Below are 22,567 nucleotides of genomic sequence, written 5' to 3'. Positions count from 1 at the left end.
ATAGGAGATATAAATGTTCGGGTTTTCAACAATGTTAAGTAGAAAAGTCCTGTTTACCCTTGGCGCTGTTACATTGCTAGGGTTGACAGGCTGCCAAGCAACCAAAAGTAATATTGCGCAAACAGGCCCTCTTATGGTTGGTCCTGGTGCTCAAACGGCATTAGGGAAAGTTGAAAAAGATTATACATATAATTCAGATATTTACCTTGATATCGCAGTGCCAGTATTTAATCCGGGTTTGCCTTTAAACGACCGTGGCGAAGTGGACTATGAAGAAGTCGATGAACAACAAATTTGGCCACAGTTACGTCGAGCTGAAGCGAAAAGGTTTGCTATTCAAACCAAAAAAGCACTTGAGAATACAGGGGCTTTCGGTTCAGTTAGTGTCGTGCCTTCACCGAATACTTCGGCTGATGTTTTTGTTTTAGGCAGTGTTGACCTTTCGGATAGTGAGTTTGTCAAAGTAACCGCGACTGTCGTTGATAGCACGGGCGATATTTGGGGCAATAGGCAATTTGAGCATCAAGTATCAAAAGGTTTCTTCCGCGATGCGCAAAACAAAGATAAAAACCCGTATGAGCCAATATTCAAAGAAATCGGAGACTATGTTTTTGACTTGTTGGTGAAACAGAATGAACAAGAGAAAGCAAGCATAAAGGAAACTACTAAGGTTAGATATGCTCAGCTCTATTCACCAGAAACTTACGGTAAATATATCGAGCAAAAATTGGTTAAAGGGCGCAGTGGTATTCAAGATCACTATCGCTTTAATCTAGTAGGTGCCCCGAGTGAAAATGACAGAATGCTTAGCCGCATTGAAGTCCTTAAGACTCAAGATCAAATGTTTGTTGATGGATTGCAAGAGCAATATTTGGCATTTGACGCAGAGACCGTTGAATCATACCGTACATGGCAAAGAGAAACACTGCCAGAAGCAGTAGCAGCTAGAGAAGCAAAAAGTGAACGCCTAAAATCAGGAATATTAGCGGGTGTATTCGCGGTTGGAGCTGTGTTGCTTAACAAAAACAGTGGTTCAACAGCTGGCGCTGTAGGTAAAACTGTCGGCGCGTTAGCGTCTGCATATTTCATCAAAGATACATTAGATAAAAATGCTGAGTTGAAGGTTCACAAAGAATCGCTAGATGAAATAGGTGAGAAGCTAGACATTAACCTAAGTCCTTCAGTTATGGAGTTTGATAACAAAACAGTTGAACTTACAGGGACTGCTGGTGAGCAGTACGAACAATGGAAGTCTCACCTGCGTAAAATATATGAAGTTGAGTCAGCGCAAGCTCAAGATAATAAATTATAAAAAATAGAAGTGCCGAGTAATCGGCACTTCTCGTATTAGGTGTACATTAAGGACGAATACTGCCGTGTCCGAATTGAATAATTCTGATCAGGATATTGATTCTTTACAAAAAAAAAGACAAAGACAAACATGGATGGTGGTAGCCGCCGTGCTGGTAGCTATCATCATTTTGCTTTTGATATCTCTAGTTGGAGGAAAAGCCTCGCAGCAAACAGCCGAGTTCGAGTCAACAAAAGTCAACAACAACTCAGAACCTGCAGTTACATTGTCTGTGGAAGAAACTGAATCCCTCAGAGAACAGTTTAAAAACAGCTTGTCAGTATTTGAAACGCAATATCAGCCTCTGCTCGACGATGTAGAATTATCATCATGGCAGTCTGAGCAGGTCAATGAAGCGCTAAAAACAAAAGAGCTTGCGATTTCTCAATTTGCCACTGGTAGCTATAAATCTGCCGTTGTTTCTTTAGAGTTAGCCATGTCACTCACTAAAAGCGCGAAAAGTCAGTGGGATAGCGACTTTGAGGCTTTTTATAGTGAAGCTTTATCTCATTTTAATAACGACGAACTTGCAGCTTCGCAGTTAGCTTTAAATAAGGCCAAAAACGTTAAGCCTTCATCTTCTCAACTAACCGAACTTCAGCAACAGTTAGATGACTATCCTTATATTCAAAAGCAATATCAGGAATACAACGTTGCGATCACTGAGAACAATCTACAGAAACAAATTACCATCTTGCAGCGAATTCTCTCAAGGGATAGTGAGCATGAACCAGCTAAATCTGATTTAGCGCGTATCAAAGTTCGTGTTATCGAGCAGAGATTTCAAGCATATATCAATGAAGGCTTATCTTTGTTAGCTAAAGGTGATTTGCAAGGCGCAGATGCTGCCTACGTAAAAGCGAGTAAAGTATTTCCAAACCGTGCAGAACTAAATGTATTAGCCAAAAAGTTAGACAAGCAGGATGCAGATTTGACTTTACAGTCAGTCACACAGCAATTAACAGAGCTGTCAGAACAAGATAACTGGGCTGAAATCCAAACATTAGTTGCACAAGCTGAGCCCTATTTCCCGTCAGATGCGTTAGTTGCGAAATATAAAGAACAAGCGTCGGCGATTTTATCTTTACGTCGAGATGCGCAAGTTTATTTACAAAAGCCTGAACGTTTAGCAGATGACAATATTCAAGGTAATGCCAAAGCATTAATTAGAAAAGCAATACCTTACATGAGTATCAGTCAGTCTTTAGCAGATGAAATTAAGCTGATAGGCGAAAATATAGATAAAGCTTCTCAAGCTTACCCACTGACTATCATTTCTGATGGTCGAACACACATTGAAGTTTTGCGAACAGGGGTTTTAGGGACCACGAAGAATACAACCATTCAGCTAACCGCTGGTACCTATGTTTTGGAAGGCAGTCGCAAAGGTTATCGGAATAAACAAGTGACGGTCACGATTGATAAAAATACAAATAATACAGTGAATTTGGTGTGTAATGAGCGGATCTGACAAACATATACAATCAGCGCAGCGGAAAAATACAATATTAGCTTTGATTGTTGGCTCGATTGTAACAGTATTGATATTGGGCTATTTTTCTTGGCTTATGCTGGCTAAGGGATATACGGTGAAAGTTCTTCCGGAACAAGCAACCACAAGTAAGTTTCTTTCTGTTTCGAATGGACCTGGGGTAATCATTAGCGACAAAGTATACGCTTTTGGTGGCGATATTACATTGCAAGTTGGTGCGCCAAAATTTATTACTCAATCGTTGCTTATTAAGCCTGATGACCCAAGCACTATTGAAGTAATTTTGGAACCCAGCCCTGGCAAGCTTTTGTTAACAACAGGTCTTCAAAGCCCAGATACTAATTGGTTTATTAATGACGTTCTGGTGCATATAGGCGAGACTTTGGCAGAGTCACTAAAACCAGGAAGCTATACAGTTCGTGTCGAAGATAAATACTACGAGCCTTTAGAGCTTGAAGTCAAAATAGAGAGCTTAGAGGAAGTTTCACAAACTTTATCGCTGACAGAAGTGCAAGGATTGATTGAGATAAACTCAACACCAGTTGGCGCAAGAGTTAAAATCAATGATGAAGAAGTCGGTGTTACCCCCATTAAAGTTGAAGCGAGTAGCGGCCACTATGATGTTGAAGTCGAGACTTCAGGTTATGAACTTCTTACTGATTCACTAGCGCTAACATACGCAGATGCAAATCCAACGCGTAGCTATTTATTGGAACCCAAAAAAGGCACTCTCAAGGTATCCGCAGAGCCTAATAACGGCACACTGATCATCAATGGTAAAGCAGTTCAGCATGGCACCATTCAACTTGCTGCTAACCGCGAGCATCTCGTGTTATACGAAAAAGACGGCTTTTTCCCATTTTCTAGTCAAATTAAATTAACTCCGGGACAAACCAAAGCGTTTGATATTGTTCTCAAGCCTGAGATTGGGGATGTGACAATTATCGCTAACCCCAATGCAGATATCACCATTGATGGAAAGCTTGTTGGCACGGGTAGCTACAGTGGAAAATTACCAGCAATAGCCCATTCAGTAGAAATATCAAAAGCGGGGTATCGTAGTGTTAATCGAAACCTTAGGCCCAGCAGCAGTAGACTCAGTAAGATTGATGTCACGTTACTTACCGAATTTGATACTCGGCGTGCAGAAGGTAAACCTTTGTACGTAGATACCATAGGTATCGACATGGCTAGGTTTAGAATGACGGAATTCAGCTTGGGGTCTCCGGCAAATGAAAAGGGCAGGCGTCGTAACGAGTTTGAGATCCCGGTCAAGTTTTCTAAGCAGGCGTGGATAAGTCGTCACGAAATAACCCAAGCTCAATATCGAAATTTCGAACCGGCAGCCGATAATTCATCTTTGCCAATTACCAACGTAACTTGGAACGATGCCGCATTGTTTTGTAATTGGCTAAGTGAACAAGAGGGTTTACCGCCTTTCTACATCAACCGTGCAGGCACCGTTGTTGGTGTAAACGAACAAAGCAAGGGCTACAGGCTACCAACTGAAGCGGAGTGGGAGTGGTTGGCCAAACGCTCCAAACGTGCAAATTCAACGGTATTTCCATGGGGTAGCCATGAACGAATTCCAAAAGGAACAGGTAACTTTGCAGATGAATCAGTAAAAGGCTCGCAAACATTTTATCTGAAACAATACAATGATGGCTTCGTTGGCACGGCTCCGGTTGGAAGCTTTAGGGCTGATCGCGCAGGTTTGTTTGATATCGCGGGTAATGTGAGTGAATGGGTACATGACTACTACTCCAGCCGTCCGCCAGCTGATGGCGTTAAGGTTGACTATTTGGGGGCTACGAGTGGCAGTGGTCATGTAGTCAAAGGTGGAAACTATCAGTCCGGTCGTTTGGCAGAGCTCAGAGCCGCTTATCGTGAATTAGCAGATAATGCCTCGGAAACAATAGGATTTAGAATAGCTCGATATCAGTGAGAAGGATGATGAAGAAAAAATTCAATAAAAAACTCGTTTTAGCTATCACGCTTTTGCTTGCATGTGGCTCAGCCGCAGCAGTCAAAATTAGTTTACATTCGCCAGCAAGCTTTCCTGTGGATATATAACGATGAACAACACTCGACTTCAAAGCATGAACCCTTCAAAAATTGTGTTCTATGCTGCATTACTTGGTATTTTTACGCTCATACATTTACTTTACCAAGGTATTGTTAGACCGACAGCTGAAGCGGCAATTGCGCTTCAAGGTGCAGGGGCCACCACAAATATTTGGGTTATTTTAAAAGATTTTGAACAGCAAATTTGCCTCTCTTTAGGGATCTTTTGCTTATTCCTCATTGCTTACAAATCATTTCGGATCTTGAATGAGGAGATCGTGTATACCTTCAATCATCTACATAACTTGCGTGATGATGACGGCCAAGACTTAGACAAAATGCTGGCAGAGCTTCAACAAAGTAAATACAAGGATAACGAAGGCCTGCAAACTTGGATCAATTGTATCCTACGCTACAAAAATACCGGTAATGTTCAACACGCTTCAGATGCGATTAAAGCGACGGTTGAGGGATTAAGTGCTCAGCTTGAGGCCGGGAATAATATGATCCGTTATTGTATTTGGGCTATTCCAAGCATTGGCTTCGTGGGGACCGTTCGTGGTATCGGCATGGCGCTGGCAAAAGCTGAAGAGGCAGTAGCTGGTGATATCTCAGGTATGGTTGATAAGCTAGGGGTGGCATTTAATTCTACATTAGTATCTCTGCTAATTTCACTGGTTTTGATGTTCTTTTTGCACCTTTTAAATAACCAACAAGATCTGTTAGTTATAAAGACTCAAAAGTCGTGTGAAAACAATTTACTTACCCACTTACATAAATAACGTTTATGACAAAGCGTAAAAAGGAAGACGGCTTTAACGTCTCATTCTTGGATGTCATGGCATGTGGACTTGGTGCCGTGCTAATGATCTTGATACTGGTCAAGTTCAATGCCAATACCAACATTCCAAGCGATGAAATCGAACGACTTAAAAAAGAGCTTGCCGCCACGCAAAACGAACAGACTCAAGTGCAAAAAAGCATTGATGAAGTCAATGAAAAAGTGGCGATGGAAACCGCCACATTAGAACAACTTCAGCGACGCATAGAGCAGCTTAAGATTGAACAGGACGCGAGTAGACGAGCACTAAACGAAAAAATGGCAGTAGTTGCCAATCTTGAAAAATCAGTTGCCGCGGCAGCCCCAAAAACGGCGAATGATGCGATTACGCTGAGTGGTGGTGGCGAAGAGAATTACCTCCTGGGCCTTAAAGTAGAAGGCAAGCATATTGGTTTTTTAATCGACAAAAGCGCTTCGATGACTGAAGAAAAACTTATTGACGTCATTAAACGGAAAATCAGTGCACCTGCAGTGCGTAAGGCTAGTCCCAAATGGCAACGTACGGTGCGCATAGCTAAATGGCTTTTAGCTCGTTTGCCAAAAGATGCCAAAGTGAGCATGGTGGCTTTTAGTGACACCGCAGCAACGCTTGGAAGCAGAGCGACTTACAGCACGAAATTTTCGCAAACTGCGCAAACATTGGCCTCAGAAATTGATAAATTAACGCCAGAAAATGGTACCAATCTACAACTTGGCTTGAAACAGATCACTAGTGCAATGCCCAAAATGACAGATTTATATATTGTTACTGATGGCTTACCGACCCTGGGTGAGCAGGCCAAAACCCTTAAAAGTTTCACTCAGTGCCGTAGCTTTTTTGGCTCAGCGAAAACCATTTCTGGTGAATGCCGAATGGCATTGTTTAATCATACGCTTAAAACCACAGCGCCACGAGGTGTACGTGTAAACGTCATTCTGTTGCCATTAGAAGGTGAATCACAAGCATCATCTGCTTATTGGCAATGGGCAAGTGTCACAGGGGGAATGATGATAAGCCCAGCGAGGACTTGGCCATGAAAAAGTCTCGAGCGCCAATAGAAGTATTTAACCTCGCGTTTTTAGATATTATTTCCTGTGCTTTTGGTGCGGTAGTAATGTTGATCCTACTGGCAAAAAATGGTGAGGAAGGTGAACACAACGATGCTTCCCAAGTGAGTGAGTTGATCCAAGCAATAACCAAAGCAGAAGCACAAGTGAGTGAACTGCAAGGCGCGTTATCGGATAAAGAACTTCAGCTGATGCAAGCAAAGGCTAATTCTGCAAGCAATGCAGAGCAAGCTGAGGCGTTACAGGCAAGTATTGCTCGGGCGCAAAATAATGTCCAAAAACTCACCGATGCTGCCTCTGGGCTTGAGGATGTAAGAGAACAGCAAAAACGGGCAGCAATTCAAGCAAATGAAGTAAAGGAACGGGATGAAGAAGTTGGTGGTATCCCAGTTGACAGCGAGTATGTGATTTTTATTGTTGATACATCAGGCAGTATGAAGCGAATTTGGAATAAAGTCATGAGCACCATGAACGAGGTACTGAACAATCACCCTGAGGTGAAAGGCTTTCAAGTCATGTCCGACAACGGGGAATATCTAATTAGTTCTTCCAAAGGAAGTTGGCGTAAAGATGGACAACGACAACGCGCTTCAATTCTGGACGCAATGCGCAAGTGGCACGGTTCGTCGTCGAGCTCTCCTGCTGAGGGCATTGAAGAAGCTTTGAGTCGCTATGGGCAAAAAACTGACTCTTTGGCGCTATACGTGTTTGGCGACGAGTTTTCTGGTGGTTCTTACGACAGCACGTTGGAAAAACTCAATAAATTAAATACCAACAAACGAACCGGTGAAAAAATCGCTCGGATCCATGCTATCGGTTTTAACTCTGGATATTCATTCGAGAAATTCGCGACCTTAATGACGGCGGTTGCACGAGACAACAACGGTACATTTATGACAGTCAACTAATCTTGAGGTCATTGTCAGTAATAAAATAACATTTTAATTTGATAGGCATTTAACTTGGGATCTGAATTTATAAATTTTGTTGGTCTGTTCTTTGGCGTAACTCCACCGCTTATTTTCGCGTTGATGCTTAAAGGAGCAACACCGGTCTACCATCGGTATTGGCTGTTTGGTGTGTTTTTTATCATTATTTCAGCGGCGTTCTTCGCATTATTAGATGGATTGACCAAGGCGGTGCTTAGCTTAAAATTTGAAGAAGAGGTGATTAATGATGTAAAAAACGCCTTGGCTATTTGGGCCTACATTGGGCCTGCTGCTTCACTTGCGATTGGTGCTAATTTAATCACTCAATTTTTAATATTAGCTAAACCTGAAACTCCATTCTCTCAGCGAGTATCCGAAATGTTTAATAAAAAGAGCGCTATTAAAGGTTTCATCGATTTTATTTTGTCAGCTCCTGCGCCTTTGAACTGGCTGGCTTTAATTTCCATTATCTCAATAGTAATAAAACCGCTGCTTTTTGATAAAATTCCCGAATTATTCAATGGTGCAAAAGAGCTCGGTATTATTTTAGAAGCCGTATTAGCATCTGTTATTGCAAGCTATATATTTTATTTGATTGTCGTACACAAAAAACAGTGTGATGATAATCAGCTAATTTTACCTTTAGTTAATAAATGGGCGCGCTCGCTGGTTTCAGACTGTAAAGGATTGTTGAACGCCATCGCAAAAGAAAGTGATACGGAATTAGCTTTTGAAAAATTAGATGAGAGTCAGCTTAAAATTGCACTGGAAAAAATTGATCTGAACCGTAACTCAGCCCCATTACATATTTATGCTCAAGGCGCTGCAACGTGGTTCCAGTACTTGAGTTACAATAGAACGAGGGCGCTTGAGAATACATCAAGCATATTTTCACAAGTGGTGTTTTTAGACGCCGAATTCGCTTCTAAAATTATAAAAATCAACGACTCTCACTACCTCAATCAAATAGAATTGGTGGCAGAATTTCCAATTAATAACACAGAAGCACAGTTTTTGAGTAAACCCCTATATGACTATGTTCAATGCTGTAGAGACTTAGACGAGTATCTTGGAAAAAATGAGAAATAAAGGTGATAAATATTGCGCTTTTGGATAACAGCTAAGCGGTTATCGCTTGGTTGTGAAGACACTTTCAATAGGAGATTTACTTATGCTCGGGCGAATACTAATTTTAGTGCTGGTCTTATTTTGTGGTGTAACGCCACTCAGCTATGCAAATACCGACGACGTTTTCCGGCTAAGGTTATATTTTGGTATGTCACTTCCTGAAGGTGGCGCGGTTTCCCTAGCTGAGTGGGAATCGTTTCAGAATGAACAAATCACAAAATATTTTGATGGGTTCAATGTGGTAGATTCTGTAGGTTACTATAAAGGTCAGCCGGAGCGCTCCAAAATCGTCACCGTGATAGTCACTGAACAAGAAGTAACAAAAGCCAAAGAGCTTGCTTCTATTTATGCAAAAACGTTCAAACAAGACTCTGTCATGATGGTTAAAGTACCAGTTTTAGAATGGGATTTTATTGAGGCGACGAGTTTAGAGCCTGAAAAATAGTAGTCAGTATAATGAATACTTACTGCAGTTAATACTCGAACTTATTATTTTTCGTGCACTGCTAGCTCCAAAGAAGTGGAAATTATGTTTAATGACAGAAAAGAGAAAGCTTCCGACAGAAGGATGTCAAATTAGTTACAGACACTAATGTGTACGAACTAAGTCAAAGATCTTCGTAAGTAAGACAAGTCATTGATGAAACAATATTGTTAGAGGTCCAAACTTGAAGTCCAAGATCAAAGTATTCTCTTGGAACTTTAATATCGTTATCATCATATTCGACAGGCTCTCCAATTTCATCAGGAAGAACTCCCAGTAGCGCACCTAATTCTATAATATTTATGCCAATACAGTTCCTTCCTAAATGTGTGAAATTCTTAAATGACGTTATAGATACAACAGTATCATCTTCACAGTCTACATATACGTCATCATTTTTTATGTAGTAAGTTGACCAACCTGTAATGGGATCGGATTCATGACCTAAAAGACTATGTTTTGATTTAACACTAGATAGTGATTCCCCTAAATTTATATTACCTAGTGATTTATTTGGAATCCAATGCCACAAAATTTTATCCTTTCTTTTTCATTGAATGATTTTCACCTTTTCTTTTTCTTTCTATATCTTTTTGTATATTTTTTATTTTTTGTTTTATCCTTTTAGCATCTCTTTTATTTGCGGTTTTCAATTGCATCTTTAAGTCAGCAAGCTGTTGCTCTGCTTTTATTGCTGCTCTACCACCGTCTCCGTGTGCTTCATTTTTACCTGCCCCTGTTCTTTTTTTAAAAGGGCAATTATGTACCAAGACATTTTTTTCTGTTACATAATATGTTTGAAAATCGGCAACGGTAAAGTTGTAAGTCAGTTCTAATCGACTTGTATCAACAACACTGACCACTTGCATTGGACCATGACCATCGGTTTCGATCAAGTCACCAATGTTAAGCTCTATGGTTTGCTTCCAACCACTACCAATTACATAGAAAGGGTGGTCATCGGTTGCTTCAATCTTTTGTTCAAAGTCACTCTCACTTTCCAAGCGAATATCATAAATACCACGATCAGGTTCGACAAACACTCTGGTGACGGGTTTCCAATCTTGTTCACCTGTGTCAGTGTTTTTAGCCCAAAGCTTCTCACCAAGTTGTACGTCTTCGATATTTTTGTAACCGGTTGCTGTAAGCACCTGAGTACCAGCTACAAAACAACAAGATCTTTTTTTGGGCGCCTTGGTTTTACCAATCATTGCCACATGGTTTGATTTGTCATTGTTTTTGGCTTTAGAAACATGTCTAGGAGGGGGACTATCTTTGAGCAAAGACTGCTTATTGAGTTCTTCGTCGATTAGTTTATTGCATTTTGAACTTGATAATTTTCGACACTTATCCCTTCTTACCTTACGAGCAACCTGTTTTACTGCATTTGCTTTTTTTGGTTTTGCGCGGCTAACAAACTGCTTGTCTACCTGACTAATTTTGGATGATGAAGCGGTTTTAGGTCGAGTTGCATGGGCTTGAGGTTTGGTATTATTTCCTTGGCCTTCTTTATGCCATCGGTTAAGGCTACGGCTGTTTTTTAGTTTTTGACTACGTAAGTTAGCGTTAATTTGTGAAGAACTTTTTTGTGATGTACTTTTCGATGAATTGCTTTTGGATGAAGTGCTTTTCGATGCTTTGTTCTGTTTGGACTTATTGTTTTTCGTTGAGGAGTTTGTTGGCTTGTTTCTTATACTCCCTTTTTTTTTAGCACATTTGCCTTTGGCACATTTTCCCACCACCTCTTTAGCAATTTTTCGAGCCAATGGGTTTGCATCCGCTTGGGAAGTGTAAGAGCCTAAAAAAATAACGGTAATTAGTAACAGCAATGAAAACGAATGGTTTTTCCTGAGCATAAGAGGTGACATCCATATCAATGATATTCACAAACTATATACATTCAATTACATATAGTAAAGGCGTGTTCTGGTTTATTTGCACTCGCAGATACCCAGCGTCCAGCCGATGTTGCAATTGTAAAACGCGGCGAGCCAAGACCAATTACAAAGCTTAACCAAGATGCCCTTGGCGATAAAACACTGGCAAAAGTTGAAGAAGTTTGATTAAAGTCGATACATGCTCAACTGCTAATTCAAGCTTGGGTCGCCTCCCCTCTAGGGTTCGATGAGTCTCAAAGGTATTCGATCATACTTGAGAACCATAGTGGCCCCGCTGCAAACTATGGCGCACACTTTAGCGCCCGAGGTACAATTTTTTGCCGCCCAAGGCTGTGATTCCTGTGGCAAAGAGTTTGCTCAAACTATCCATCACAACTACCCAAACCATGACTTTGACGACCTAATGACAGATGTGGGTAATATAAAAACCCCAGCCAAGCCGGAGCAGTCTTGCCTCGATTTATTTACTAGTTTATCTAACTTCTTTATTATTAAAGAAAATCCACAAAAATAGGGAAATCAATATGGATTATGTCTCTCTCAATCGTGCGGCATGGGAAGAACGAGCCAAGGCACATTTTGATTCTGAGTTTTATGACGTCAATCGCTTTTTACAAGGTACCTCTTCGCTCAATCCCATTGAATGTGAGCTACTTGGTGATGTATCAGGCAAGAGTCTGCTTCACCTACAATGTCACTTCGGCTTAGATAGCCTGTCATTCGCAAGGCTGGGGGCTAAGGTGACTGGTGTCGACTTTTCGACAGAAGCCATAACCCGAGCAAATACATTGGCTCAGCAAACTGGGCTTGATGCCAGTTTTATCTGTCAGGATATCGCGCAATTTGGGCTTGAGAATACCACACAATTCGACATTGCCTTTGCATCCTATGGCACCATATGCTGGTTGCAAGATTTATCTCAGTGGGCTGCCACTATTGCCCGTGCATTAAAACCCGGCGGTCAGTTTTGTTTCGTAGAGTTTCACCCAAGTATTGACCTTCATTTAGGTTACCCTTACTTCCCACAAACTCAGCCTGATATTAGCGAAGAATCAACCTATACCGAAAACCATCAAGATAGCAAACAAACCATTGCGACTTGGCCGCACTCAATCGCCGAAGTGATGCAGTCCTTAATGCAAGCAGGTCTTACAATTACCCACTTCGATGAGCACCCTTATAGTCCATATAACTGCTTTGAAGGTTTAGAGGCAGTGTCTGGACAAGGTTTTCAGTTATTGAGTAAAGGGCATCAAGTGCCATTGCTATTTTCAATATTGGCGAATAAAGCGGGGGCTACATTTTAAAAAGCCAAAACCTAAATGCGCGCAACAAATAGAGCTAAGATATATAACTGTATACACTTAAAGAAATAAATGTAAACTTAGTGCGTAAATTGACCAATATATAAGGAAATAATATGAAGGCAATTGCATTACTGTTTTTTGTTTTACTTTTTAACTCCAACAGCAGCAGCGCAAGTTTAAATGAGGCATCAACTAGTTCAAGAGACTTCTACGAGTCTGTCATTTGTGATAACTGTGGTTATAGTGAGGCAAGAAGTATCGCATCAAGATCTAAATACGTCCCTACCATGCAATGCTTCGTCGGTAGTTCTGGTGGACCAGAAGATGAAGCTTGCTATTCAGCTGTCAACAAATTAGTGGTTTATGACATCGCACAAGAACGAGCATACGGCTTTTATATTAGGCATAAAAATCAAGGCGGTATATCCCCATATCTAACTATTGAAATCGCCGATATGCAACAGATCCCCGCTGATGTGATGACGCTTCATAAAAATATCGTCAATGGCTACAAAGTGATGACGAATGTCACTCGAAGTTTAAGACAGGACTTTAGTTTTGATTCTTTAGTTTCTGACTCTACCCAGTCAAGTCCATCGCTCAACAATCGAGCTACATCGGCCAATACGTTAGCCACCGACTGTAGTAGTAGCCCTGAGACGAAGGCTATGGACTTAGCTCATAATCTTTTAGCAACAAGTAAGTTAGGAATTGAAGCTAATAATAGGACGGATCGTGATAGCAATTATAAAGGCTCTTTCCAAGATATAAGGATAACAGGTGCCAACTTTCAAGCCGCTATCTATTCTGTTGGGATCGATGGTACTGTGGAGTATTTTGATACAATCAAACAGATTGTTACCGACTTTACCGTGCACTCAAAATACTTTGGTACAGATACGCAAAATCAAGTCGTATTCGATTTAAAAATGCTTGATGGCACCGTGGATGCTGAGGTCAATGCTCGAAGAACTGTAATTGGAGGTGAGAGATTGCTCGATATTCAGAAGAGTGGTAGTAGCGTCGGAATAATGAAGGCGAGTCAAATATCCAATTGTTTAGCCGACGCGATAGATAAAACATTTCCTAAGACGGTAAGTAGCTCAGGCAGTATAGGCGGTGGAAGTAGTTCAAGTCCAAATTGGGGAAATATTCCGCTGAGTCAAGGTCATGGTAATACCGATGGTGGCGGTGATAGTTGTACACACACTTACCACAATTTAAATGGAGAGCCGATGTTTTCATTTGCAGGCCCCTGCCCGTAACTTTGCTCTTTATGGCTCTAAGGGGGTTTGCGTATCAATCCTCCCCTTTAGCAAGATATCAGGCATCAAGTGCCATTGCTATTTTCAATATTGGCGAATAAAGCGGAGTAGAATTCACTACTCCGCCATATATTTTTTCATCTCCAATACAATCACGAGACTTTTTTGCACAACCCTTACGCACCTAGTTAACTACCAAAATACAATATGGCCTTACAAGCTTTCTGTTCTAAGCCAATTATTGCAAAAGACTAAATTAAATTTTCAATTCAAAAATATTCTTGCTATAGAAGATAAACATAACACTTTGATAAATTAAATTTTTTATCGATTTATTTTTCCGAACATACCAATTTGTTTTTCTGGATTTTCTCTTTCCAATTTGTGAACTAAAGTTTAACACGCAGTTTGAGACACACTTTAATTACGAGGGAAAACCCCATGAATAGAAAATCTAAAACGATGTTGTCTGCCGTCGCGCTCGCAGTAACAACAACGCTATCAGCCCCGAGCTTTGCTGCAATGAGTGAAGCAAAAACTAACCAATTTTGGTGGCCAGAACAACTAAACCTAAGCCCATTAAGACAACACAGCCCAGAATCCAATCCTTACGGCGCAAATTTTGATTATGCTGCTGAATTTAGCAAACTAGATCTTAAGCAAGTCAAAAAAGATATTGAGCAAACACTCACCGATTCACAAGACTGGTGGCCTGCCGACTGGGGTCATTATGGTCCCTTTATGATCCGTATGGCATGGCATAGCGCTGGGGTCTATCGCGTACACGATGGCCGTGGTGGCTCGGCAGGTGGCCAACAACGTTTCGATCCGCTAAACAGTTGGCCTGATAACGCAAACTTAGACAAAGCAAGACGATTATTATGGCCGATTAAACAAAAGTACGGCCGTAGCCTATCGTGGGCAGACTTAATGGTCTTAGCGGGCAACGTTGCGCTTGAGTCAATGGGCTTTAAGACCTTTGGTTTCGCCGGTGGCCGTCAAGACGATTGGGAACCAGATTTAGTTTATTGGGGTCCAGAAGATGCTTTCTTAAAAGACGAGCGTCGCGACAACAAGGGCAAACTAAAGGGCCCATTGGCAGCAGTTGAAATGGGACTTATTTATGTCAACCCTGAAGGTCCACACGGTAAACCAGATCCATTACTTGCCGCAAAAGATATTCGCATGTCATTTGGTCGCATGGCCATGAACGACGAAGAAGTGGTCGCACTGATCGCGGGTGGTCACACCTTTGGTAAAGCACATGGCGCGAAAAAGCCGTCTGATTGTGTGGGTAAAGAACCAGCCGATGCAGAGATTGAAGCGCAAGGCCTAGGCTGGAAAAATAAATGCGGCACGGGTAAAGGTGCAGACACCACAACAAGCGGTTTAGAAGGGGCTTGGACGGTCACGCCAACTCAATGGTCAACCAATTATCTCGACAACCTAATGAACTTCAATTGGGTAATGACAAAAAGCCCAGCAGGCGCGACCCAATGGATCCCTGACAACAAAGCTGCGGCAAACCTAGTGCCAGACGCCCACATTGAAGGTAAACGCCACGCACCAATAATGTTCACCACGGATTTGGCATTAAAATTTGACCCTGAATATCGTAAGGTCATTGAACGCTTCCGCAAAGATCCAAAGCAATATGAGTTGGCGTTCGCGAAGGCTTGGTTCAAATTGACCCACCGTGATATGGGTCCAAGAGCCCGTTATGTGGGTTCAGAAGTACCGAGCGAAGTACTGACTTGGCAAGATCCAATTCCAAAAGCGGATTATAAGATGATTGGTAGTAAGGACATAAACACTCTGAAAAAATCAATCTTGAACTCAGGTCTAACAAAGCAAGAACTGATCAGAACGGCATGGTCGGCAGCATCTAGCCACCGTGTTACTGATATGCGTGGTGGTGCAAACGGTGGCCGTTTACGCCTCGAGCCTCAGGTAAGTTGGGAGGTAAACAACCCTGACGAGGTAAACAAAGTACTAGCTACATTGACGGACATTCAAACCCAGTTTAATAAACGCGCTGGCAAAAAAGCGGTCTCTATAGCCGACTTGATTGTGTTAGGTGGTTCTGCGGCAGTTGAAAAAGCCGCAAACGACGCAGGCTACAAAGTAAATGTAGCGTTTAAACCGGGCCGTACCGATGCCTCACAAGCACAAACGGACGTCTTATCATTTAGCTATCTGGAGCCAAAAGCTGACGCGTTCCGTAACTATTACAGTGATGAAGCATTTATGTCACCAACTGAAATGTTAGTAGACAAAGCCAATATGTTGGACCTATCTGTACCTGAAATGACGGTACTATTAGGCGGCCTACGTAGCTTAGACGCAAACTACAAAGGTTCAGAGCACGGTGTATTTACTGACAAACCAGGTCAGTTGAGCAACGACTTCTTTGTTAACCTGCTAGATATGTCGACTAAATGGTCAAAGGTAGAGGGGCAAGAAGGCTTATACGAAGGCCGTGACCGTAAAACTGGAGAGATAAAATGGACGGCAACACCGGTTGATTTAATCTTTGGCTCTAACTCTGAGCTTCGCGCAATTACCGAAGTCTATGCATCGGACGATGCCAAACAGAAGTTTGTAGACGATTTTATCGCCGCTTGGGTGAAGGTAATGCAACTAGACCGCTTTGACTTAAAATAAACCAATTAAGTAGCGCAAACGGGGCCTAATTTAGGCCCCGTTTTTTATTCGTGCTGCAAACCTACTAAGGTCAAAATATTGCCAATATGCGTTTTCGCACCACACGCTCGCAGTGTTTTCATAAGACATTTGTGAATTAGCTTCAGGTACTCGAGACTCACGAGTAGACAAATATGGTTGATAATTTATCTGACTGGCCACGGGTAGTTGGCTTTATGCAATTGGTAGAGAGCCGATTATTCAATTTAGTTTATGCACAAAAAATCGGCGCTTAGCGCGCCGAGAGAACTTAATGATCAATCATATCAGCCAAAATGATGGCTGCGTGGGTTTCCACCGCACCTGAATCGAAACCATACATGTGCCCATATTTGTTCGCTAGCTCGGAATGCACATTATTGATGATCTCTTCTTGCCAGCGTTTGAACCAAATGAAGTGGTTGCCGTCACTAAAAATTGGGGTGTAGGGCGCAACTTCTAATTGTTTACCGACTTCAGTTCTAACATCAGCAATGTATTCCAGCAGATCTTTTACGTCCTTTTTTGAACCTATATTGCCATGACCGCCATTAATAAAGTTCCAGTGCTTACTGAGCGGTTTCCTCAGAAGATTTTGTAGATCCACTTCGTAACCATGGAAATCTTCCGCTCCCGCAAAATTGTAAAACGGCAGCTGATCAGGGTTAATCATGTCAGCGAAATGCAGCACGCGATCGCTTGGAATTAGAATCATCGTGTTATCCGGTGTGTGACCAGAACCTTCTGGTGCCATCATCTTCAGCCTTATGGAGCCAAATTTGACCGTTTTAGCTCTTTTCAAATCGTACACCTCATTTGGTGCAGGAACTTTAGGGGTTCTCACACCGTTTTCGTTCAATTCAGCGTGAAGGTTGATCTTGTCAGCAACGGTTTGACTAGCGATAACACGGACATGACCCACCCTTGGGTAATTTTTCTTAATTAAGTCAATAAGTTGATTACCTCCACCTACATGATCTAGGTGATAATGAGAATACATAATAGCAGTGATCGGCTTATTGGTGATGGATTGAATACCTCGAAAAAGCACATCAATACGACCATCACCAAGAGGGTCAATCAGCAACACCGAGTCTTTGGACACCACAACGGTAGCGTTGTAGTAATTTACTCCGATCCAGTAGGTGTTTTTACCCAATTTTTGTACTGTGAATTTACTGTCATCAAACTGGCGTTCATAAAGGTTATTGATTTTTTGGCCGATTTTCAGCGAGTGCTTTGCTGATGGTTCAACTTCGATTTGAGCCGTTTCACCAGGGAATAAAATCGCGTGTTGGTTATTATGGTCATGGCCCAACGCACTGACATTAAAAGTAAACACTGCAGCAGCAATAGGGGTTAAAGCTAGGGTGGGTAGTTTCATTTTTCTCTCCTCAATAAGATGAAAAAAAGATAAAACAAAAACAAATATATCAAAAATGCATGTTCGTTATAGTATGTAGATCATTTACGCATAACTTTATACGGTGATGGCATGGGTGTACCTGAGTTGAATCTACGCAGTATTGACTTAAATTTGTTAACGATCTTAGAGAAGGTGTTGATCCACAAGCATATTAGTCAAGCCGCTCAAGCATTAAACATGAGCCAGCCAGCAGTGAGCCGAGCCCTGATGCGCTTAAGAAAGCAATTTGCTGATCCATTGTTGGTAAAGGTGAAAAATGAGTATCGTTTAACTGCAAAAGGTGAGCGCCTTCGTAGCGAACTGGAGCTATCACTCACTACAATTCGTCATATGTTGGTGGATGATGAGTTTGACCCCCTGCAATACTCAGGCGTATTCACTATAGGGGCGCTGGATTTCGAAATGATGATGATTATGCCGAAATTGTTAGCGCGTTTTCAACAGCGTGCTCCAAATTTGAAATTACAAATTGTGTCTTACAACTCGTTTATACCGCTTCATGACTACTTGGAAAAGGTAGCGGATTTATTACTGTACTCCACAGATGAGACACCCACCAACGTGTTTAAACAGCGTTTATTTAATGATAATTATGCCATAGTAATGTGTTGTCAGCATAAATGGGCTCATCAGCCTATGACGTTAGCGCGCTATTGCCAGAGCCGACATCTAATCGTTTCAGGTAATGGCTTGTGCAAAACGGATATGGATCATGAACTAAAAAGGTTGGATGCTCAGAGAGAAGTAGTGGCATCTTTACCCCATTTTTCAATGGTGCCGGAGTTATTGATTAACACGGATCTGATTGCCACTTTACCAAAGCGGCTGGTCACTCATTTAAGTAGACGTTATGACATCACGGTAGCCGATTTACCGTTCCACACTGCCGATTTTCAAGTTGAACAATTTTGGCATCTCATTCATCACAACAGTCCAATCCACCAGTGGGTGAGGCAGGAAATAAAAAGCTTGGTGGATGAAGAGATCGGTGAAACGGTGTGAGGCGACTCGATTAAATCGCCTTTTCACTCGCTCTCTCAACTAAGCATTATCTTTATCGATAGTTCTGTTATTAAACATCACTTCGCGCAGCTAGACATCCTGAATTATTTTTAGGCAATGCAACAAAGCAAAGCCGAGATACGAACTTATCCGTCACCACATCGCTTTGCGCCTTATCGCTACTGTTATAGAGATGCAATTGATTATCTTCGACGAAATAAAACCCCAATTGGTTTAATCGTGCCGCCCACCGAAACCCCGATGCTAAATCACACTTTATATAAACACTTAACTCTCGATATTGCATTTGCTGATCACCGCCCCACAGCAACTGATAAGGCACATTTGCGCGCTGTAAAGCCCCTTGCCAAAATCGTGATAAGCGCTGATTTTTATCTTCACGGAGTACCTTTCCATGTGGATTCCACAGACTTAAGATTGCGCCCCGTGTATCAAAGCGGATTGGCTGTAATGGTTGAAAATATACTTGTAAATAAAGCTGCCACAGGTTTGGTTCAATTTTCATGTTTTACTGTTTGTTTGATTGTATTTACCAGCTACCAAGACGGGCTCATGGCTGAAGGTTTGGCTGCTCCATGTAACCGACCTATACATATTATCAATAACTAAAAAATTATCACTTAACCAATACAGCAACTCGCTTTTGCTCGTTCTCCGTAAAGGTTTGTTTGAGTAGTGACTCGACTTTTTCTTTTGCGACTTGGCTATCACCAAGCTCGGCTAAAATATTTTGCTTTTGCAGCATAAAGCTTTGTAGTTTTTGCTGCCAATGCTTTTGTTGCTTCTGGACTTCAAGAATACGAGTTGCAGCTTCATCACCAAATTCGGCACTTAGTTCGTTATAGTGTTTTTTCTGCCAGTTTGCGTTTAGGGTGTGTAACTGAGCTGAGGTTTGAAATAACACTTGTTCGCGCTTTGGCAGCCCACTGATATGCGTTTCAATTAATTGCTGCTTTTGCGACTCAGGTATAGATGCGTCTGACAAAATTTGCCAGCGACTCAAAGCTTGCGTATCCCACGCATTATCATCTTCAAACCAAACTGCAATCACTTCATCCGTAAAAAATTGCCGCTGCAGTGCGTGTAGCAGCTCAACACGTTCTTGTAGATTAAGATGTGTGTCCACGTCAATTAAGGCCTGCTTAAATTGCACGTAGAGACCAGCAACTTCGTGAAGGCATTGTGGTAATAGTTCCAGATAAGCTTGCCACTGCTCGGCTTGGTTATGGTTTTGTAGCTCAAAAAGCCAATCGTCGATTTGGTGCTTATGCTGTTTATTAATGGTCTCACAATGGACGCTTACAGATACATTCCTTTTGGGTTGTGGGACCTTATGCGCATCATTTTTCAGCTCAGATAACTCCGCGAACCGGGGAACATGACGCGGCGTCTCTTGCTGTTCACTCTTGATATAAACCAGCGACAGCATAGTCAAAATGATTAGCAAAAGGCCCCACTTTTTCATAGCGCCAGACCTTTTAAGCGGCGAATATGCTGGCGATAAACGGTTAATGGGTCTGTTTCGAACAAGTGATGAATACCAATGGTGTGGTTTACCTGATCTAAATGGTTCATTTTGAATTGGTTGTTGATCACCTGACCTAAATTACTAGAACAAGCTGATACTAGGCCGTCGTTGGCCTCATCAAAAACTTGAGAGAACAGCGCAAGTGCGTTGTCAGCAGGGTCAAATACATTGGTCCATGCTTTGCTGCCACTCCATGAAAAATAATGTACACCATTGCTCGCTAGACTTTGGGTTTCGCCACAATAATGACTTGGCACACCCTCAGGGTATTTTTGGTTAAATGCTAATGTGCCAGCCGTGGTCAAAGCGCCTAGCGCTTCGAGTGCATCTTTTGGTGCGGTTGCTTTACCAGATAACAAATCAATCAACCCCGCAAGGCCGTTAGCAAGCGACGCTAAAAACTGCTCCGAAAATGAGCCACTGTCTACTCCACCGCGAACAACATCAGCAAAACGGCTCCCCCAGTTTACGCCACCAATACTAGTCGCTGAGGCCACCCACTCAGGTTTAACTGAGGCGACGTAGCGAATAGTTTGCGCACCTTGGCTGTGACCAATTAAATTAACTTTGTCTTTACCCGTTAATGCTCGAACCAACGCAACTTGCTCAAGTAGTTGCTCACCACGCAATTCTGAATTATGGGCTGATGATACTTCTGCAACATAAACCTGCCCACCTTCATCTTGGATCACTTGTGGTACGCGATAAAAATAATCTACCCCGAGCAGATTATCAAAACCAAATAGACCGTGGACTAAGACCACGGGATACTCTAATTCCTCACCGCTGTGGGCGGGAGAGGTAACGACCGATAGCAACCCAAGCAGGGCGCTGAGAATTAACCTTTTCATGTACTTGCTCCAATTATTACAATTTAGTAACAAATAAACTTTAGATTACAATGGTCAGAGGTCAAGCCAGAATAGTGTAAAAAATGAAATTTTAATGAATGTTACGTAAACAAAAGTAAATAATGGGAGTGTGAGTTAGTACCTAGGCCCAGAGGTTAGTACACACAGGATGCCCCAAAAGAAGCCAAAATACGGCTCCTTTTGAGAATTTCTAAAAATTAGGATCAATCGAAGGTAAGGTCTACAAGCAATCAGCGTGAGGATAAGTTGTGAGCTCACCTAAATGCACTTGGTAACTATTGCCGGTAATTGCTGTGGTATCGTAATGTCCGGCATCAGAACCAATAGTAAACGCCTCTGAAGCTGGGATCCCCGCTTTGATAAAGGCTTCAGCATCTGTTTTGGCATTACCATAAGCACGAACGACATCAATGCCCTGCGCCTTTAAGCGATTAATCTCCGCTGTTTTATATTCTGCCGTTTTAAACAAGCTGGTTTCATTACTGAGTGATGTGCGTAAAAAGCCTTGCGGTAGGCCCATCCAATTTAACCAACCGCGCGTCCCTTTAGCATACCAATACACTCTGGCTGTTAAGAATACGGGTTGATAGCCCAAATCAAGATAGTGGCGTACTAAATCATAAGCGCCATCTTTGGGGTCGGCATGATCTATTCCGGTATAGTCGCCTATTTGCTCAGCATCGGATTCGGTTAATGTGCCATCGATGTCAAACAGGACCGCTTGAGTGCCTGGCTCAACAACCGTAACATAACCTTGTGCACCGGTGCCATCAGCTGGTACGCCTGCGTATATACGATACTGACCTGCCGATAATTCAGGCAAGGTGATAAACGCCTTACCATCGCCATTAGTGGTTTGCTCACCAAGATACTGCCAATTTGTGTCCGACTCAGCACGGTAGTAAAACTCCACCGACTCGAATTCCAAGTCTTTATGAGTGATGCTACCGTAGTCAAATTTAGCAGTGATCTGAGTTGCAGCACCGGCAGCGGTTACTTGATCGTGTACCATATGGTAACTCGGCAGCCAAGATAAGTATTTGTTAAATGAGCTAGAAAAGCTACGCTTGACCATATTTGGTGCTGCATAATGGGTTTCTAATGCGGTAATACTTGGGCAAGTAGGGGTTGCCAGCGAAGAAAAAGAAGCGAATAACGCTGCTGTTAAAATAGAATGTCTCATGCACGACTCCGTGTTTATTATTGTCAATAGCGAGGGCCACCTAAACA

19 protein-coding genes and 1 pseudogene are annotated in these 22,567 nt (G+C 42.1%); 13 read left to right on the top strand and 7 right to left on the bottom strand.

Annotated features, from left to right (window positions below; genetic code table 11):
* Positions 1-13: 13 nt before the first annotated feature.
* The 8 genes from BB427_RS15130 (at position 14) to BB427_RS15095 (ending at position 9,297) form a co-directional block, all read left to right on the top strand.
* Positions 14-1,312: a hypothetical protein gene (locus BB427_RS15130; protein ID WP_069021635.1), complete on the top strand. Its 1,299-nt coding sequence runs from the start codon at positions 14-16 to the stop codon at positions 1,310-1,312.
* Positions 1,313-1,376: 64 nt separating this feature from the next.
* Complete coding sequence (locus tag BB427_RS15125; RefSeq protein WP_069021633.1) at positions 1,377-2,822, top strand: hypothetical protein; 1,446 nt, start codon at positions 1,377-1,379, stop codon at positions 2,820-2,822.
* A 118-nt stretch (positions 2,823-2,940) separates the two neighbouring features.
* Positions 2,941-4,788, top strand: coding sequence for an SUMF1/EgtB/PvdO family nonheme iron enzyme (locus tag BB427_RS15120; RefSeq protein WP_175401291.1), 1,848 nt, complete (start codon positions 2,941-2,943; stop codon positions 4,786-4,788).
* Positions 4,789-4,918: 130 nt separating this feature from the next.
* Complete coding sequence (locus BB427_RS15115; protein WP_175401290.1) at positions 4,919-5,689, top strand: MotA/TolQ/ExbB proton channel family protein; 771 nt, start codon at positions 4,919-4,921, stop codon at positions 5,687-5,689.
* A 5-nt stretch (positions 5,690-5,694) separates the two neighbouring features.
* Complete coding sequence (locus BB427_RS15110; protein WP_069021627.1) at positions 5,695-6,765, top strand: VWA domain-containing protein; 1,071 nt, start codon at positions 5,695-5,697, stop codon at positions 6,763-6,765.
* Positions 6,762-7,703, top strand: a complete 942-nt coding sequence (locus BB427_RS15105) for a VWA domain-containing protein (RefSeq protein ID WP_069021625.1) — start codon at positions 6,762-6,764, stop codon at positions 7,701-7,703. Before BB427_RS15110 ends, BB427_RS15105 begins: the two co-directional genes overlap by 4 nt.
* A 54-nt stretch (positions 7,704-7,757) precedes the next feature.
* The gene (locus BB427_RS15100; RefSeq protein WP_069021623.1) at positions 7,758-8,813 is read left to right on the top strand and encodes a hypothetical protein; all 1,056 of its coding nucleotides are present in this window, start codon (positions 7,758-7,760) and stop codon (positions 8,811-8,813) included.
* A gap of 82 nt (positions 8,814-8,895) precedes the next feature.
* A complete protein-coding gene (locus BB427_RS15095; RefSeq protein WP_069021621.1) occupies positions 8,896-9,297 on the top strand; it encodes a DUF3574 domain-containing protein in 402 nt (133 codons plus the stop codon).
* A 163-nt stretch (positions 9,298-9,460) separates the two neighbouring features.
* On the opposite strand, the gene BB427_RS15090 is transcribed toward BB427_RS15095, so the two are convergent.
* The gene (locus tag BB427_RS15090) at positions 9,461-9,868 is read right to left on the bottom strand and encodes a hypothetical protein (protein ID WP_069021619.1); all 408 of its coding nucleotides are present in this window, start codon (positions 9,866-9,868) and stop codon (positions 9,461-9,463) included.
* 4 nt (positions 9,869-9,872) lie between these two features.
* Complete coding sequence (locus BB427_RS15085; protein ID WP_069021617.1) at positions 9,873-11,192, bottom strand: polymorphic toxin-type HINT domain-containing protein; 1,320 nt, start codon at positions 11,190-11,192, stop codon at positions 9,873-9,875.
* A 78-nt stretch (positions 11,193-11,270) separates the two neighbouring features.
* Between BB427_RS15085 and BB427_RS24195 the strand changes: the two are divergent.
* The 4 genes and pseudogenes from BB427_RS24195 to katG form a co-directional block, all read left to right on the top strand.
* Positions 11,271-11,649: pseudogene (locus BB427_RS24195) on the top strand (S9 family peptidase); the annotation flags it as partial.
* A 109-nt stretch (positions 11,650-11,758) separates the two neighbouring features.
* Positions 11,759-12,541: a class I SAM-dependent methyltransferase gene (locus BB427_RS15075; RefSeq protein ID WP_069021614.1), complete on the top strand. Its 783-nt coding sequence runs from the start codon at positions 11,759-11,761 to the stop codon at positions 12,539-12,541.
* 113 nt (positions 12,542-12,654) lie between these two features.
* A complete protein-coding gene (locus BB427_RS15070; protein WP_069021612.1) occupies positions 12,655-13,806 on the top strand; it encodes a hypothetical protein in 1,152 nt (383 codons plus the stop codon).
* Positions 13,807-14,247: 441 nt separating this feature from the next.
* Positions 14,248-16,470 (top strand): catalase/peroxidase HPI, encoded by a 2,223-nt coding sequence (gene katG, locus BB427_RS15065; RefSeq protein ID WP_175401289.1) that lies wholly within the window; start codon positions 14,248-14,250, stop codon positions 16,468-16,470.
* 289 nt (positions 16,471-16,759) lie between these two features.
* On the opposite strand, the gene BB427_RS15060 is transcribed toward katG, so the two are convergent.
* Positions 16,760-17,872, bottom strand: coding sequence for a VarG family subclass B1-like metallo-beta-lactamase (locus tag BB427_RS15060; protein ID WP_069021610.1), 1,113 nt, complete (start codon positions 17,870-17,872; stop codon positions 16,760-16,762).
* Positions 17,873-17,983: 111 nt separating this feature from the next.
* On the opposite strand from BB427_RS15060, the gene BB427_RS15055 reads away from it, so the two are divergent.
* Entirely contained in the window at positions 17,984-18,916 is a 933-nt protein-coding gene (locus BB427_RS15055) for a LysR family transcriptional regulator (protein ID WP_069021607.1), read from the top strand.
* A 70-nt stretch (positions 18,917-18,986) separates the two neighbouring features.
* Here BB427_RS15055 and BB427_RS15050 read toward each other — a convergent pair whose 3' ends face one another.
* From BB427_RS15050 to BB427_RS15035, 4 genes are all read right to left on the bottom strand, one after another.
* A complete protein-coding gene (locus tag BB427_RS15050; protein ID WP_069021605.1) occupies positions 18,987-19,442 on the bottom strand; it encodes a DUF3293 domain-containing protein in 456 nt (151 codons plus the stop codon).
* A 111-nt stretch (positions 19,443-19,553) separates the two neighbouring features.
* Positions 19,554-20,402: a lipase secretion chaperone gene (locus BB427_RS15045; RefSeq protein ID WP_069021603.1), complete on the bottom strand. Its 849-nt coding sequence runs from the start codon at positions 20,400-20,402 to the stop codon at positions 19,554-19,556.
* Positions 20,399-21,316 carry an esterase/lipase family protein gene (locus BB427_RS15040; RefSeq protein ID WP_069021601.1) on the bottom strand — a complete coding sequence of 306 codons (918 nt, stop codon included), beginning with the start codon at positions 21,314-21,316 and terminating at the stop codon, positions 20,399-20,401. Before BB427_RS15040 ends, BB427_RS15045 begins: the two co-directional genes overlap by 4 nt.
* A gap of 241 nt (positions 21,317-21,557) precedes the next feature.
* The gene (locus BB427_RS15035) at positions 21,558-22,520 is read right to left on the bottom strand and encodes an LNS2 domain-containing protein (RefSeq protein WP_069021599.1); all 963 of its coding nucleotides are present in this window, start codon (positions 22,518-22,520) and stop codon (positions 21,558-21,560) included.
* Between the last annotated feature and the right edge of the window lie 47 nt (positions 22,521-22,567).

This window comes from Pseudoalteromonas sp. BMB (assembly GCF_001709235.1).
In the GTDB taxonomy this organism is placed as follows: domain Bacteria; phylum Pseudomonadota; class Gammaproteobacteria; order Enterobacterales; family Alteromonadaceae; genus Pseudoalteromonas; species Pseudoalteromonas maricaloris.
This window is presented reverse-complemented; position numbering and strand designations above follow the sequence as displayed.